Origin of the sequence: Psychrosphaera algicola (assembly GCF_028401425.1) — a bacterium.
GTDB lineage: Bacteria > Pseudomonadota > Gammaproteobacteria > Enterobacterales > Alteromonadaceae > Psychrosphaera > Psychrosphaera algicola.
On record NZ_JAQOMS010000002.1, the window covers coordinates 43299 to 60167 of the forward strand.

The following is a 16869-nucleotide window of genomic DNA, read 5'->3' on the forward strand; positions in this document are numbered from 1 at the left end:
TAGTAATAATTGAAAATTGTTAACAAAATATTTGTGAGGTTTATGTACGCGTCGCTAGCAAACAAATGGGCGAGTTAGGTTATGTCATAATAAACGGCAAAGTGAATGGAAATAGAGATTGAGGCTAAATGCTTCAAACTATAAAATGACTTTCTTTTGTATGTCGTATATAAAAAGTTAATTGAAGATTGTTAACAAAAACTTGTTGACATAAGTAATTGGGTAGATCTAAAGTGTGTGTAGATTTTATTCAAACTCTGTAGTTGGTGGGCGAGATAAAATCAACAACTATTAAAACTAGATCAACTGGGAAAACACAATGTCAAAATTAAAGACGAGTTTTAAGTTAAGTGCTGTCTACATGGCGATGCTTGCTTCAACAAGTTATTCCTCACACGTCATTGCTGAAGATAACGATAAAAATAACAAAGCAGAAGAAGACGTTGAGGTCATTGAAGTTAAGGGCTTTCGAGGAAGTCTTAAGAAATCGCTAAATGATAAACGATTTGCTTCGGGAGTTCGTGACACAATTAATGCTGAGGATGTGGGTAAATCTACTGACCAAAACATTGCTGATGCTTTGGGCCGAGTAACTGGTGTTACCGTAGTAAGTAGCGACGGTGAAGGTACTCAAATTACAGTACGTGGTGCTGATGCTAATCAAAATAATATTACGCTTAATGGTCAAGCATTAACATCAACGGATTTCTCTCAAGCTGTGGATTTAAGTTCGTTCTCCGCCGACATACTTTCTAAATTAGAAGTTGTAAAAACACCAAGCGCCGACCACGACGAGGGGTCATTAGGTGCGAGTGTCAATTTAGTTACCGTACGTCCATTAAACCAAATAGATGATATTCGTTCTCTAACGGTTCAAGGTCGATACAATGATTTTTCAGATGAAGCAAACCATAAGATACAGTTTTCAATTTCAGAAAAATTTTTAGATGAAACATTAGGTGTTTCACTTACTGCGTACGATGAAACAAATGCATATCGTAAAGACCAATACAATGCAGGCAATTTTGTCGAATCCCAAGAATATACTCAAGCTGTTGATCAAAATGGCAATGTAATATCTGGTGTTAAAGCCATCGAACCAAGTTTTGCAAGTTATGAACTTCATCAAAATGAAAGCAACCGCCAAGGGGCTTCATTAGGCATTCAGTTTTTACCAACAGACACATCAGAACTAATGTTTGATGTTACTTATAGTAAACAAGATTCAGTTAGAACATTTGATGCGATACAGGCAAAAAGCTTTTCGAATAACCTTAACTGGATTGAAGGTCAAGTACCGACAAGTTTCGTAAGAGCGCCAAATCCATATTCTGATCCAATTGACTGGATCCAAGTGGATACAACGACGCACGACATGACAAAACGAGTTAATCGTTATGGTAACGGTAATATGGTCCGTTCAGACGGTGGTCAAGACAATGAGAACTTGAGCACGACGTTAAACTTTCAAACTGAATTAACCGATAATTTGCGCGTACAAGCGCAAGTAGGTTATTCATCAAGTAAATCAGAAAGTTTACCAAATGCTTATACGGTTATGGAAAACTATTATCAAGTTCCATAGTCAGCTATTATGGGATGCCGGTGCAAATATTGAACCGGTCGGTGTTGATTGTACCGGGGGCGGTGATACATGCTCAATGGTATACGGTGATTCGTTTGTTGATTTAGGTGACCATTTATACGCTTATACCGATCCTGAGACCGGCTCTCGAGTGCTAGGTAGCGCCGATAACGTGGCCTTAACAGGTTTCAACCCTCAAGATGTTTCATCCTTCCATTTAGGTTATATCCGTGAAAATGATCGTAATATTAAAGATACTATTGCTAATGCTCAAGTGGATTTCGACTGGGATATAGATGACTATGGCATTACAACTATTGAGTTTGGTGCTAAAACTTCAAAACGTAACAAAGATGTTGATGATCAATCTTATAGTTTCCAATCTTTGGAAGCTACGGAGATTATCAGAGACCCTGTTACAAATGAAATAGCGGTTGAGCTTGGTGGTTCATTAACGGATATACGCGGTGATATAATCGCAGGTGACCCAATAGAGTATGATGACTTTATGGAATCACTTGGATATGCACGAGAAGGGTCTACAGTTGGCTGGACACCTATTGATGTCAAAATGGCTAAAGAGATGATTTTAGGCGACGGAAATGTGATTCGCAATGTCGACAACACTGCCTCTCGTGAAACCAATATTGATACAAATGCCCTTTATTTCAAAACAAACTTTGAATTTCTTGATGGCCAGTTAACAGGTGATATTGGTGTTCGTTATGTTGAAACCGAAGTAGAAGCTATTGGTTACTCAGGTATGAGTTATTATGAACAAGGTGGTTCAGATTTAGAGCGTGACATTGACCGCCATACTTTAGGTGAATTGGCTGATAGAAGTCTACCTGAGTGTCGAGCTGTTAATTTAGGTGATGATGGCGTTGCTCAAGATTATGAATTAAAATATCAACGTGTAGATGGAACTGGTTGGGATACAAGTGCCGGTCCTGATCCATCGACTTGGACTCGTATTGAAGACCAAGGGGCTTGTCACGATCCATTATTTGCTAATTACGCAGATGCATTAAATGATTATCGAGCTGGAAACGGTGCAATACCTACACTGGCTGACTATAGTTTGTTATGGCAAAGTATGTGGCGTTATGCTGATATAGGTACTGGCCGTACCTATGGCTGGGACAATCTACCTGCATGGAACGGAGAATCCACAGGCGTAATTACTAATTACTCTTGGGAAACATCGACTAATAATCAAGTTGCGTCAACACCAGCATATAAAACTCATAAATATACGAATGTTTTACCTAGTTTAAATTTAAACTATGCATTCTCTGATGATTTTGTTGGTCGTTTAGCTTTGTCTAAAACCATGACACGTCCAGAAATAGATTTGTTACGTCCAGGTTATAAAGTGACAGAAGCTGGTTATTGGGGCAGTGGTAATACTAATGTAGGTCGTGTTGATATGTATAACACGCAATTAGAGCCATTAGAGTCTAATAATTTGGACTTATCACTAGAATGGTATTTCAGTGAAACGGGTATGTTAAGTCTTGCATATTACAAAAAAGACATGTCTAACTTCACAGATCGTGAAACTACTTTGTCGCCAATTTACAGTGTCAGAGACCCTGAAGACGCACCAGAAAGCGGTGATGAATTAATCTTGCAAAATGAAGCTGACATTGCTGAATGTCACCCAATTAGAGCGACGACTGAATTCGGTTACCTAGCGAGTGACCCAACAACGTTTAGCGGTGATGCAAGTGACAACTGTGCAAATATGACAGTGACAAAAACAGTTAATGCAAAAGACGCGACAATTGAAGGCGTAGAAGTCGGCTACATGGATACCTACGACTTCCTACCTGGAGTTTTCGGTGGCTTAGGTATTAATGCAAATTATACTTATCAACAAAGTGAATATGAATCAGAGTATTCATCAATCAATCCAAACCTGTTACTACCGTCATTCCCAGTAGCAGATACTCCAGAGCACAGTTATAACTTTACCGCGTTCTGGGAACAAAATGGTAATCAAATACGTTTAAGCATGCGCGGAACCTCTGATTCATTAGTGGGTAAAGATTGGGCGAATGGCCAATACGGTCGTAGCTGGAACCAAGGTTCAATTTGGAATGAAGGTCGTACGACGCTTGATTTGTCAGCTTCTTGGCAAGTAAGTGAAAACATGTCGTTGACATTCCAAGCAATTAACTTAACTGATGAAGCATACCGCACCTACTTTACTAGCCGTACGTTAAATGTTGTACGAGTCGCGGCAGACAATGCAGCAGGTTACGACTTTGTTGCGTTAGAAGAAGGTAATCCACTTGAGGGGATGCACCAACACATCGTACTTATACTAAGTACAAAGTTGGTACGACATACCGCTTAGGGTTACGCGTTAACTTCTAAAAGTAGTTCGGATTGTGGCGGTATTACACCGCCACTAAGCAAAAACAGAATTTGGTACAAAATAATGAAAACAATAAAAACAAATAGAGTTTTATTAGTTAGCTCAATACTGGCAGCATTAGCTGGATGTAACGTAGAAAATCCAGAATACGACCCAGAATCAATGGGTAATTCAGTCGCGCCGACACACGGTGGTGATATTGTTGTTGATATTCACGAAAAAAATGTATTCAAACAATACAATTTATTAGGTTCAATAACGGGTGAAAATACTGGTGAAAGCATTGCAAAAGACGCCGATGGTAATTATTTGTCTGTAACGGATATAGCCATTACCACATCTGGTGATAGAACCGAAGATATCGGCTCTGACGGTATTTTAATTCAAGGAAATAAAGTAGGTGTTAGAGCTTTGGATATCGCACCTAATTTAGATACTGACGAAACCCATACGGTTGTATTAACTTACAATATAACTGACGGCGTAAACAAAACGCCTCGTACAGCAACTTTTAACTTTACCGGGAAGATTTTGCTCCTGAAATTACCGGCGGGTTACTTGGTAATTTCACGCGAGACGCTGGTGCCAGTGTATTAGATGGGCTTAAAAATGTTACTGATGCTGACAATGAAATACTTACGTTAAGCAACTTAGTTGCTGACGCAGCGAACCCATATAATTTGCCTGTTACTATAAATGGCAGTAATTTAGATGTAGATATATCTGCAGTTGAAAGTAGTATTCCTGATGGCCAAAAAGTGACATTTAACTTTACTTATACAGTAAGTGATCATCGTTTTGACCTTACGCGTAATTTAACTATTAATGTACTAGGTGTACAAGATATCAGTGGCGCACCATTAGTTTTAAACTACTTTAAAACTGATAAGTTTGACGAAACCGACGGTTTAAAAGTTTACAACCTAGCGGATGAGATAGAAGAGCGTGAAGGTGATGACATCGTAATTAGTGACGTTATGTTAGACGGTTCTGCGGAATTACCATTTGGTGTTAAATTTGAAGGCACAACATTAACGTTTAACCCTAATGCATTTTATGACGATATCGCGGCTAATTCATTTAAAGACTTTGTTTTTACTTATAAAGTAGCGGATTCCAATGGCAACATGTCTGACGGTACTCCAGAGTTAGCTCTGACTGTTGATGGCGTTGAGTCGAACTTATTTAAAGCGTTAGGCGCAGACGTAGGTTTTGAAAATGGTGGGACTGGATTTAGTTTGTTTAACTGTCCTGCAGGGATTGAATTTACAAACTCAATCGTTGCCAACGGTGAACATTCTATGCAGATGTTGGGTAATCCTTGTTATGTCACTATTGGCGCTCAGTATTTCCCTGATTTAGCCGCGGATCAAAAGTATTACTTTAGTTACAATGCTTATGTAGGAGCGGGTGATGCATCGCCATACATGATGATCAGTAATGACCCAAATGGTGGACATAACTTCTGGGCAGGTGCTCGCCCTTGGCATCCAGCTAATGGGACTTGGCGTCCACTCATGATAAATTATGATACCAATAGTGGATATTTAGCGACAGCCAATGCTGCCGGTGAAAAACCAAATGAAATTGGTGATCAATTACAAATGTTTATCATGAGCGCATGGATGGGTAATGACGGCATGCCGGTCTTTGATGACTTTAATATGGTTCGTTATGATAATTTAGAAGGTGTTGATTTACTAAATAATAACGAAGGAACATTTGAAGCCGCAGATTATGCTCCAACGTCTTCAGGTGGTGGAACGGTTGAAGTTCAAACCGACGCAAATAATGCGGATAACAAAGTTCTATATGTGGATACAACTGGCGCCGATGCTGGCGGAGTTAAAGTAGAATTTGCAGTTCCCAATGGTGCAATTGTTTCTGGTGGTAAATATCGAGTCACTTTTGATATTCAGTATGTGAACTTTGAGGAAAATAAAGCAGCAGCAACTGATCCAAATATTAACCAGTGGGGCGGTTACACATTAGATGTAGTATTTGCTAATGGTGACAATGACTTAAACTTTACTCTAAACAATACGATATGGAATGGTGCAGGCTTTGGCCAAGTTCAAGGTATTGCGGATGAAACTACCCATTGGTTCGGCTTTGGTGCTAATACTGATTGGAACAGCGATAATGTTACCGCAACCTTTGTTTTAAAAGGGGTTGGCGCTAAATACATTATTGATAATATTAAGATTGACCGCGTACCTTAACTGTTCGTAGTTAATTAAATTTGATAATAAAAGCCGGCTTGCCGGCTTTTTTATTGGGTAAAATTAATTTAATGTAGATTGATAATTGTTAACAATTGTAAAAGGGTGTATAAAAGAATATAAATTTAATAGATGAAGTCATCTCATAAAACGTGAGTAAAGATCAAAATGCCAAAACAACAATATGAATTAGTTAATACAGAAGCGCATAAACATCTAAAAATTAACACGCAGCAAGTTAATGTAGTTGAAAACAAAGTGAATGCCTGTGTTGTCGTGGCAGGTGAACTTAGTACTTTAGTTCATGAATACCCTATATTTATTAGCAAAAGCCAGCAAACACAGCAGTATCAATTAACCGCTATTTTAGGGTTACATAGTGGTGAAAACCTCTATTTAGACGGTGAAAAATGGCGGGCGAAATTTCTGCCGCTAGATATTTTACGTAAACCATTCCACGCTTTTATTCCCGACCCAAGCAAGCCAACTAAAGGTTCAATTGCAATCGAACTTAATAGCGCCATGGTCAATGAAAATGACGGGCAAAGCTTATTTGAAGACGATGGCAACGCAACGGATTACTATAAAAGAATTGAAACAACATTTGCCCAATTAATGGGTGGCAGTAAGCACAGCGCAGACTTGTTGCAGCTTGCCGCTGATTTAGAATTGTTAGAACAAGTTTCTCTCGACATTGATTTACCTAATGATCAAAAAACTAGCTTGACGGGATTATACGTATTTGATCAGGAAAAACTGACTGCACTTACCGGTGAAAAACTAGAGAAGTGTCATCAATCAGGTTTATTGCAAGTTAGTCATTTGGTTTTGAGTTCTTCCGTACATCTCCAAAAATTAATTAATTGGTTTAACGAAAAATAGCCGGTAACCAGCTTGGAATTCAGCAAGAAGAACACAAAAATGAACATTAACAAGACACCGACAAACATTTCTATAGTTGCATTTGCCCTGATCGCTATTCCTATATTATTAACTGGTTGCGGTCAAAGTAAACATCAAGACTCCGTTGAGCCAAAGCCTGGGCAAACCCTGTTTAATTTTGAGTCAGATGCAGAACTTAGACAATTAAAATTAAACAACGCTTTGGCGACACTAAGCCATATAAATCATAGTCAGGCAGCTAAGATTGAATTTTTAAGTGCTCATAACCATGAGTCAATGGTGGAATTTGTCCCTACTGAAAAATGGAATTGGTCAAAGTTTAATGCATTTGGTGTCGCGCTAGATATCAGTAACTCAGAAAACTCGTCGGTACATTTATACGTGACTGTTAAAGACTCCCATGGTTCGAGGCATAACCGTAGCTTTGTGGTACCTGCTAATTCATCAGACAAATACGTAATGGAACTTGCCGGAATTGACTTAAACATTGAAACCGGTATTCGTAGCAACCCATTTAGTTGGCAAGATAAATATAAACCAATAATTTGGCGGTATGGTTCAAAGAATATTGATTTAACGGATGTAGCCAGTATTTCTTTTAAAGTGATTGGTGTTCCAGAAAATAAAATTTTGCATTTTGATAATGTCGAATTAGTCGAACCCAAACAGATTGATCAAGATTACTTAGTTGGTTTAGTAGACAAGTACGGTCAAAGCACAAAAATTGAATTTGCCAATAAAGTTTCGACAGACGTTGAGTTAGTAAAAAAATCACAACAAGAAATTGAACGGCTTAACAAAGCTGCAAACTTCGATAGATCGAAATTTAATGGCTGGAAGTCTGGCCCCAAACTTCCTGCCACAGGTTTTTATCGAGTGGATAAATATCAGGGCAAGTGGACTCTTGTCGACCCACAAGGCTATTTATTTTATTCCAACGGAATTGCCAACGTTCGTATGGCAAACACCACGACAATTACCGGTTATGATTTCGACCCAACACACATTAAACCTCGCGACCCTAGTGATTTAACTCCAGAAGATTCAATTGGTTTAAATACGGCACCTGCGAAAGCATGGCCTACACGTAAACGAACTTCTGACCTTAGAGCAAATATGTTCACTTGGTTACCTGAGTATGATTCCACGTTAGGGCAATACTTTGGATACCGTCGTGAAGTACATAGTGGCGTAATTGAAAAGGGCGAAACCTTCAGTTTTTATCAAGCTAATTTAAGTCGAAAATATCAAATGAAAGACATGGATAAAGTCGAACGTACATGGCGCGAGACCACCATTAAACGAATGCAAAATTGGGGCTTTACCTCGTTTGGTAACTGGATTGACCCAAGTTTTTACGACATGGCGGAATATCCGTACTTTGCCAACGGATGGATAATTGGTGACTTTAAAACGGTTAGCAGTGGCAATGACTATTGGTCGCCGCTACCAGACCCATTTGATCCAAAGTTCAAAACGCGCGCCTTTATTACCGTTGAGCAGATAGCGAAAGAAGTCAAAAACTCTCCTGGTGTGTTGGTGTGTTTATCGATAATGAAAAGAGTTGGGGACAAATGGGAAGCCACAAAAGTCAATATGGTATCCCATTGAGCGCGTTGGCACTGAATAGTAACAACAGCCCAAGTAAGGCCCATTTTAGCCGCTTGATGAAACAACAATACAATACAATTGAAGGCTTAAATCAAAGTTGGCAAACCAATTTTGAGTCATGGTCTGAGTTTGATAGTGGCGTTGAGTTACAAACGCTAACGGACAATATTGTTGCTGACTTATCAACGATGTTGTACGAATTTGGTCGACAATATTTTGTCATTGTAAATCAGGCGATGGAACAATATATGCCAAATCACTTATATATGGGCGTGCGTTTTGCCGACTGGGGGATGACACCAGAGTTACGTCAGGCAGCCGCTGAAATCGCGGATGTCGTAAGTTATAACTATTACAAAGAAGTGATAAATGATGATTTTTGGCAATTTCTAGCTGAAGTTGATAAACCAACAATCATTGGTGAATTTCATAATGGTTCCTTAGATTCTGGCCTGCTCAATCCGGGTCTCATTCACGCAAGCGACCAAAAAGATCGAGGTAAAAATACGCTGAATACGTCAACAGTGCGATTGATAACCCGTATTTTGTCGGCACACATTGGTTCCAATACATTGACTCGCCACTTACTGGGCGAGCACTTGACGGTGAAAATTACAACGTCGGTTTTGTCTCGGTGACCGACATTCCGTATCAACCGCTCGTAGATGCGGCGAGCGAAGTAAATCGTAATTTATACCAACGACGGTTTAACGATAAACGAAATTAACACTAAGCCAGTGACAAAAACATTAGCGTGTGTAAGTCGCTGGTGTTTTGGTCATTAAAAAACTTGTTAATAATCAATTGTATTGAGGTAGATTGGAATTGCGTAACATAACAGCCATATTATTAGTAGTCACAAGTTGTTCTGGGTATTCTGCTCAAGCAACGGGTGCTGAAAAAGGCAAACCAAATGACATAGAAACGATAGAAGTTTTTGCTAACTTTAATCCGGTTCGGTCGAATCAAATGCCTAGCTCGACATTTGTATTAGAGAAACATCAAATCGATAAAATGCAGGGGACGTCAGCGTTAGATCTTTTGGCGCAAGTACCCGGGATTACAACAAAATCGTCTGGAATGGTGCAAGAAATTTTCCTTCGAGGGGCCGAAACCAATTTTGTCATCTTGCAAATTGATGGTGTGCAAGTCAATAACCCAATGGACAGCCGTGGTGGTAGTTTTGATTTAAATTCAGTCTCCAAATATATCATCCAAAGAATTGAGATCATTAAAGGTGCTCAATCTTCAATTTATGGCTCCGATGCCATTGCCGGAGTGATAAATTTAATTACTTTTGAGCCATCTAATGACGTTCGCACAGTAGGCCTTCATTATTCAAAACACGGAAAAAAATTGCGACAATCGCAGTTGGCGGCCAAAACAGCGCGCTTTCGGCAAATTACACAACCACTGATGTTCAGCCCAACGGAAACAAATTAAGGGCCGCAGAATTTAGCATTCATCATCAAGTCAACTTGCTTGATGACTCTACAACGCGTTTTAACATAAGGCACAGTCGTTATCGTCAGCAAGGTTATGCGGACCAAAGTGGTGGCGCCATGTATGCCGCAAATACAGACAAAGAAAACAAAGATGGTAAATCAATAACTGCTGCGGTGCGTCATACACAGAAGGTGAGTCCCGAATACGAATTGGGTGTTCAAGCTGAATATTATTTAGCGGAAGATAATATTACTTCATAAGGCATACAGCCTTATGACAATGCGCCACCATCGCAAAGTCAAAACGAATATGAGTACATTAAAGTGCGCTGGTTGAATCAGTTACTGTTAGGAAGTAATACACTCACCGCTGGCATAGACATTAAAAGCGAGCAAGGCAAAACCGATGGACAGATGTTGCTGTTTGGGACTGAACTGCCAACCATTTACGATATATCAAGAGATAACTTCGCGGCTTTTATAGACAGTCATTGGAAAATTGCCCGTGCAAGTTTATTTGCCAGTTTTCGACATGACTATAGCAATGAATTTAAGAGTATAAATACTTGGAAGTTAGGCGCTGATTATAACTGGAGTCCTAATATTAGAGGGTATATAAATGTTGGCACTGCATTTAAACAACCCAGTTTATATGCGCTAAGTAATAACTTAATCGGCAACATGGACCTTGAGCCAGAGGAAGCATTCAACACGGATTTAGGACTTGAATGGTTCGTTAACTCATCAAGCTTGAGTGCCTCTATTTTTAGTTATGAATATGAAAATCTAATCGATTTTGATGGGCAAACGTTCGCTTTAGTCAATCGTTCGAATATTCGCAGCGCTGGTGTAGAAGTTATTGTCGAACACGAATTGACAACACAGCTGTCGATGTCGGGTCACGTCACCTATGTTCATACTAAAACCCAAGAAGGGGCATTATTAACAGGCCGACCAGAGTGGCAGGCTGGGTTAACTATGAACTACCAACACAACAAAAATTTGTCTACCTCCATTAGTACAACTTATATCAGTGATACGACAGCAACTAGTTTGCATACAGGTACATTTTCGGTTGAACAGTTGTCAGCTTACTCTCCGTTTCATGCAGCGCTTTTTTGGCAACTCAGTGACAAGCATTTATTGGATCTTTATTTAACAAATGTTTTTGATGAGCAGTATCAAACTGCTGTTGGTGTGCCCGGCGAGCCTCAAACTTGGGGCGTTAAATATCAATATGTATTTTAACTTGGTATGCGTAATTAACCTTTTGGAGTGTCATATTTAATGAAGAATGGCGTTTTTAACCTAGTACTTTTGCTTCTGATCTTATCGAGTGACTTGATGGCAAACGAAGTCAATCAGCGACTCACGCAAAAAAGTTTGTCGCCGATTGAGATCAAACAAGGCCAGCAATTATTTGAGCAGGTATGTGCTTCTTGTCACAGTAAGGATCTAAGTGGTGCTTCGGGTTTTAACCTCAAAGATGCAGAATGGGTTCATGGTAATAAACCCGAGGCCATCTTACATAATGTCAAAACGGGTTTTGCTAATGCGGGCATGCCAGCGTTTGGTGCAATATTTACCGAGTCGCAATTGGAATCGATAGTCGCGTATGTCATTTCTAAGCGAGAGGGATGGGATAACTTATCTTACAAGTTGTATCAGTTGAATGGCGAACACGATAAAGAAATAACGGCCGACAAATTAGTGAAATCAGGCTCATTACCTAAAGGTTTTGCGGATTATTCGATTCCTGAAATTGAACATTATTTCATAGAGTTTGAGGGTGACTTTTACGCCCCAAAAAATATGGATTCGCAACTTTGGCTCCAATGGGGCTTCCCTCATGAATACAATGTATTTATTGATGGGTTACAAGTGCATAAAGGCGGAACGGCGTGGTTTCCAACTTGGGGTTTAAAACGAGGCAAGCAACGACTTAAGGTAACTTACCATTCTGGAACGTCAAAACCCGGTCAACGAAATTTAATTGTCTATGTTACTAACCTAGATATGACCATCAAATTGTTTGCTTTATCTAGTCGAGCAGAGCAAATCATGGCTGGAAAAAACTACGAGATAACCGCGTCGAATAAAGCCGTTGTTGAACGAAAACGAATCAATGAACTACCGCCCTATACTATTTCGGTAGGGTTACCTTCAAAAATAAATTACGCTTTTAATACTAAATCTTGCTCTATTGTCGGCCTTTGGTCGGGTGATATGTTGAATATAGGACCAAACATTGATGGTCGCGGTGATTTCCCAAGTTTACCTCTTGGTGATTTAGTTTTTAAATATCCTAAACAAATCAAATTTGAGCCTTCTCATTCTTGTAAGTATTTGGGCTATACCACCCTTAATGACGTTCCTGTTTTTAAATTTCAAATACAAAATGAAACCTATCAATTCTGGGGAGAAAGCAACAGCTCGAAGGAAATTTCTTTCTATTGGCAGTTAACGGGTCATAAAAACTTACGTTTATCACTGCCTCAGGTTGACTCTATTCAGTGGCAAGATCATAACGGTAAAACAGTAGAAAACGGTTTTGATGCAATGCCAAATAAAGAACAACAAGTATTGCTAAAAGCAGTCATAAAACAATAACTATTGGGGTTGAATTAAGATGAATAACGTATTCATAAAACAATTTTTAGAACTGCTTTCGCTATCTCTAGTGTTTTGACAATAGGCACTGCGAATGCCGCGCAAGCACCAGATCATACTTATAAACCAGACGGCTACAAGATCATTACCGTTGAAACGCCAAAAGATGTTCGTTTTCACGCGACCGGTTTAGACAGCGACAAAGAAGGTGTCATTTGGGTGGCAACTCGATTGGGGGAAGTTTGGTATTTAAAAAATAATAGTTGGTCTAAATTTGCGGAAGGTTTGCATGAACCAACGGGGCTATTAGTGGATGAAGATGGTTCTATTCTCGTTGCACAAAAACCAGAGCTAACTCGCTTAGTTGATGCTAATGATGATGGTGTTGCTGACAGTTATATACCAGTAGCGAACCAATGGACGTTTCACGACAACTATCATGAATTTACCTTTGGTCCAGTAAAAGATAAACAAGGGAATTTATACGGCACTTTGAACCTAAGTCATAATCACCCTGATGCTTTCAGAATGGGCGCGATGGGGACGACAGGCGGGAATCGAGGTTTTGCTTTTAAAGTAGACAAGGAAGGAAAATATACGCCTTATGCTCACGGTTTACGCTCGCCTGCGGGTATAGGTGCTAGCCCTCAAGGGGAAGTGTTTTTACGGATAATCAAGGGGATTGGGTACCAACCTCTAAAATGCACTTATTAAAACAAGATAAGTTTTATGGTCACCCCGTATCGTTAATTGAAATCGACGGATTTACTCAAGAGCGTGTAAAAGCATTACCCTTAGACACACTAAGCGCTATGAGTGAAAAGCCAGTGGTTTGGATACCTCATGTTGAAGTCGCCAACTCACTATAGGCAATCCAGAGTGGAACACCACTGAAGGAAAATTTGGCCCGTTTGAAGGGCAAATATTTATAGGTGACCAAACCCAATCAAATGTATTTCGAGTCTTATTAGATGAAGTGAACGGCCAATATCAAGGAGCTGTTATTAACTTCATGAATAAATTTCAAAGTGGCAATATAAGGGCTGAGTTTGATATTCATGGTCAGTTATGGATAGGACAAACTGCACGAGGTTGGGGCGCTCAAGGTGGTAAACCATTTGGTTTGGAAAAAGTAGTATGGGACGGTACAAATCCATTTGAATTGCTGGACATCAAACTCACGAAAAAGGGCTTTAAACTAACCTTTACTGAAGCGCTAAACCCTGAGTCTGTTACCGCTAAAAGTCTCAGTGCCCAATCTTGGCATTACCATTATTCTAGTAACTATGGCTCCCCTAAGGTGGATTTAACCTCTTTAACCATTAATAAGGTTACCTTGTCTGAAGACCACAAAACAATCTATGTTCAGATGCCTTTGGCAAGCGACAAAGTAATACAAATTGATTTTCCCGGTTTAAGAGACGTCAAAGGACGGTCTGTGAGCGTGGAAAAAGTGTATTACACCCTGAATCAGCTACGTAAGTAAAAGCCGTGATGAAACTAAAATTAATGCCTTTAGTGCTATGTTATTTGTTGCTTAGTTGCTCGGTGATTAATAAAGCTGAACCTAAATTAAAGGTACTGATTATTGATGGCCAAAATAACCATGCTATCTGGCCAAAAACAACCCAGATGATGAAAGTGTACTTGGAGAGCATTGGGCAATTCGAGGTTGATATTTATCGTACCCAATTCACTTGGATGGGAAAAGACTTAATCACCCAATTTCCAGCTCAAGATGGCAGAACACATCAAGCGACTAAACAACCTAAACATGATCCTACATTCAGTCCAACGTTTTTAAACTATGATGTTGTGATTTCCAATTTTGGTTGGCAAGCAGCGCCTTGGCCAGAATCAACACAATTAGCGTTTGAGCAATATATGAAAAATGGCGGTGGTTTTGTCACTGTTCACGCGGCCAACAATTCGTTTCCTCAATGGGTTGAATATAACAAAATGATTGGGTTAGGTGGTTGGGGTGGTCGTACTGAGAAAGATGGCCCTTACCTCTATTTCGACGACGCTGGCGAATTACAAAGGGATATGACACCGGGTAATGGCGGAGGTCATGGGCATCAACATGAGTTTGATATTCAAGTGAGAAACAAAAACCACCCAATTATGCAAGATTTACCAACGAGTTGGCGTCACAGTAAAGACGAGTTATATAACCGGTTGCGAGGTCCTGCGGAAAATTTAACCATATTAGCCACGGCTTACGACGATAAAAAATTTAATGGTTTTGGACGGAATGAACCCGTCTTTATGACCATTAAATACCATAAGGGCCGAGTATTTCATACGACCCTTGGACATGATTCGACGGCATTCCAAGACACAATCTTTATGTCGATACTGGCAAAAGGCACTCGCTGGGCAGCGGGTTTAGAGTAAAGCTTGAATAACTAAGTTAAAGGCGTTTTCTATGTTTCGCAACATGACACTATCGATGAGTTTGTATGGTTTATTAGCGTTATTTTCTTTTGTTCCATCGCTCAAGTCCCAGTTTCAGTTCAAGGAGAGCTGAAAAAATGGCACAAGATCACTCTTGAATTTGCTGGGCCAAATGTATCGGAACAGGATAACTACAATCCGTTCATTAACTATAAATTGAACGTATTGTTTACCCATTCAAAGACCAAAGCTACTTACCTCGTTCCCGGGTATTTTGCCGCTGATGGGAATGCGGAAAATACCAGTGCTGATTCAGGTAACAAGTGGCGTGTGCACTTCAGTCCAGATGAAATAGGCCTATGGAATTGGAAGGCGAGCTTTATAAAAGGTAATTATGTTGCCGTTGCGAAAACCAATAAAACAGGATTGAGTGCTGGTTTTATGGATGGGCAATCTGGCTCATTTGAAGTAAATGCCACGGACAAACGAGGTCCAGATTTTAGAGCATACGGCCGTCTACAATATGTTAATAAGCCCTATTTAAGGTTTGCGGATCAAGGTGGATATTTTATAAAAGCAGGACCTGACTCTCCTGAAAATTTGCTGTCGTACGCTGATTTTGATGGCGGATTTAAAAACGATGGGTTTAAAGATAATTTAGTCAAAACCTAGCAACCTCATGTTCGAGACTGGCAAAAGGGGGACCCTACGTTCAAATCTGAAAAAGGCAAAGGGCTGATCGGCGCACTGAATTATATTGCCAGCAAAGGCATGAACTCGATTTCATTCTTAACGCTTAATATTGTTGGCGACGATCAAAATGTATTTCCTTATGTCGATAATAAAGATTTTTTACGCTTTGATGTGTCGAAATTGGCGCAGTGGGAAATGGTGTTTGAACATGCTCAATCGTTAGGTCTGTTTTTACACTTTAAGACACAAGAAGTGGAAAATCAGGGTCTATTAGACAATGGTGGATTGGGACTTGAACGCAAGCTTTATTACCGCGAACTAATAGCACGCTTTGGACATCACTTAGCGCTTAACTGGAATTTAGGGGAAGAAAATGGTGAATGGCATCCTAATCCGCCAACACCACCACAAACCACCATCCAGCGGTTGGCAATGGCTGAGTACTTTAAACAAACCGATCCGTATCAACACCACAGAGTCATACACAATGGTCAATACTTTCATGATATAGCAGCCAACAACAGCCAATATACAGGCGCTTCAGTGCAAACTTCCTCACCCGATTTTTCACAAATTCATGGTGCGGTTAAACGTCTCAGAGATTGGCCTGTTAATAATGGCCGACCATTGGCTATCGCAGTAGATGAGCCCGGTGACGCTGAATACGCTTTGCGTTCTGATGCACTAAACCCTGAACATTTTGATGCGCGTTCAAATGGTTTATGGGGCGCATTAACCGCAGGCGCGTGGGGCACTGAATGGTACTTTGGTTATAAAAATAAACACTCGGATTTAACCGCGCAAGATTGGCGAACCAGAGATAACTTTTGGTCGCAAGCCAAACACGCTATCGACTTTTTAACATCACCAATTTAGATTTACCTAATGCCGTCAACAAAGATGATTGGGCTACAAACGCTTGGGTGTTAGCCAAAGATAATGAGTTTTATGTTGTTTACACCAAAGATGCATCAGCAGGTGTTTCGCTTAAATTACCTGTGGGAGCCTGCGAATTATAGT

Annotated in this window: 18 protein-coding genes; all 18 read left to right on the forward strand. The window is 39.9% G+C overall.

Translation table 11 applies throughout. The features are described from left to right. The first annotated feature begins 319 nt into the window (after positions 1 to 319). The 18 genes from PN838_RS00225 (at position 320) to PN838_RS00305 (ending at position 16868) form a co-directional block, all read left to right on the forward strand. Complete coding sequence (locus tag PN838_RS00225) at positions 320 to 1585, forward strand: TonB-dependent receptor plug domain-containing protein (protein ID WP_272179385.1); 1266 nt, start codon at positions 320 to 322, stop codon at positions 1583 to 1585. Beyond that, on the forward strand, positions 1545 to 3947 hold the full coding sequence (locus tag PN838_RS00230) for a TonB-dependent receptor domain-containing protein (protein ID WP_272179386.1): 2403 nt from the start codon (positions 1545 to 1547) through the stop codon (positions 3945 to 3947). The genes PN838_RS00225 and PN838_RS00230 overlap by 41 nt, the downstream gene beginning before the upstream one ends. A gap of 84 nt (positions 3948 to 4031) precedes the next feature. Then, the gene (locus tag PN838_RS00235; RefSeq protein WP_272179387.1) at positions 4032 to 4565 is read left to right on the forward strand and encodes a hypothetical protein; all 534 of its coding nucleotides are present in this window, start codon (positions 4032 to 4034) and stop codon (positions 4563 to 4565) included. A gap of 83 nt (positions 4566 to 4648) precedes the next feature. Beyond that, complete coding sequence (locus PN838_RS00240; protein WP_272179388.1) at positions 4649 to 6190, forward strand: hypothetical protein; 1542 nt, start codon at positions 4649 to 4651, stop codon at positions 6188 to 6190. A gap of 168 nt (positions 6191 to 6358) precedes the next feature. Continuing rightward, positions 6359 to 7072 (forward strand): SapC family protein, encoded by a 714-nt coding sequence (locus PN838_RS00245; RefSeq protein WP_272179389.1) that lies wholly within the window; start codon positions 6359 to 6361, stop codon positions 7070 to 7072. Between the two features lie 39 nt (positions 7073 to 7111). Next, positions 7112 to 8704, forward strand: a complete 1593-nt coding sequence (locus PN838_RS00250; protein ID WP_334313235.1) for a hypothetical protein — start codon at positions 7112 to 7114, stop codon at positions 8702 to 8704. Beyond that, positions 8668 to 9342 (forward strand): hypothetical protein, encoded by a 675-nt coding sequence (locus PN838_RS25820; protein WP_334313236.1) that lies wholly within the window; start codon positions 8668 to 8670, stop codon positions 9340 to 9342. Before PN838_RS00250 ends, PN838_RS25820 begins: the two co-directional genes overlap by 37 nt. 187 nt (positions 9343 to 9529) lie before the next feature. Next, complete coding sequence (locus PN838_RS00255; RefSeq protein WP_272179390.1) at positions 9530 to 10147, forward strand: TonB-dependent receptor; 618 nt, start codon at positions 9530 to 9532, stop codon at positions 10145 to 10147. A 35-nt stretch (positions 10148 to 10182) separates the two neighbouring features. Then, positions 10183 to 10410 (forward strand): hypothetical protein, encoded by a 228-nt coding sequence (locus PN838_RS00260; protein ID WP_272179391.1) that lies wholly within the window; start codon positions 10183 to 10185, stop codon positions 10408 to 10410. A gap of 72 nt (positions 10411 to 10482) precedes the next feature. Further along, positions 10483 to 11397, forward strand: coding sequence for a TonB-dependent receptor plug domain-containing protein (locus PN838_RS00265; RefSeq protein ID WP_272179392.1), 915 nt, complete (start codon positions 10483 to 10485; stop codon positions 11395 to 11397). Positions 11398 to 11436: 39 nt separating this feature from the next. Continuing rightward, entirely contained in the window at positions 11437 to 12759 is a 1323-nt protein-coding gene (locus PN838_RS00270) for a c-type cytochrome (RefSeq protein ID WP_215964893.1), read from the forward strand. A gap of 75 nt (positions 12760 to 12834) precedes the next feature. Continuing rightward, a complete protein-coding gene (locus PN838_RS00275; protein WP_272179393.1) occupies positions 12835 to 13473 on the forward strand; it encodes a DUF7133 domain-containing protein in 639 nt (212 codons plus the stop codon). Beyond that, the gene (locus PN838_RS00280) at positions 13461 to 13628 is read left to right on the forward strand and encodes a hypothetical protein (protein WP_272179394.1); all 168 of its coding nucleotides are present in this window, start codon (positions 13461 to 13463) and stop codon (positions 13626 to 13628) included. The genes PN838_RS00275 and PN838_RS00280 overlap by 13 nt, the downstream gene beginning before the upstream one ends. A 143-nt stretch (positions 13629 to 13771) precedes the next feature. Next, positions 13772 to 14245, forward strand: a complete 474-nt coding sequence (locus PN838_RS00285; protein WP_272179395.1) for a hypothetical protein — start codon at positions 13772 to 13774, stop codon at positions 14243 to 14245. Positions 14246 to 14253: 8 nt separating this feature from the next. After that, a complete protein-coding gene (locus PN838_RS00290; protein WP_272182472.1) occupies positions 14254 to 15156 on the forward strand; it encodes a ThuA domain-containing protein in 903 nt (300 codons plus the stop codon). Between the two features lie 129 nt (positions 15157 to 15285). Then, positions 15286 to 15828, forward strand: coding sequence for a DUF5060 domain-containing protein (locus tag PN838_RS00295; RefSeq protein ID WP_272182473.1), 543 nt, complete (start codon positions 15286 to 15288; stop codon positions 15826 to 15828). A 99-nt stretch (positions 15829 to 15927) separates the two neighbouring features. Next, positions 15928 to 16725, forward strand: a complete 798-nt coding sequence (locus PN838_RS00300) for a hypothetical protein (protein WP_272179396.1) — start codon at positions 15928 to 15930, stop codon at positions 16723 to 16725. After that, positions 16677 to 16868, forward strand: coding sequence for a hypothetical protein (locus tag PN838_RS00305; RefSeq protein ID WP_272179397.1), 192 nt, complete (start codon positions 16677 to 16679; stop codon positions 16866 to 16868). Before PN838_RS00300 ends, PN838_RS00305 begins: the two co-directional genes overlap by 49 nt. Position 16869 lies beyond the last annotated feature (1 nt).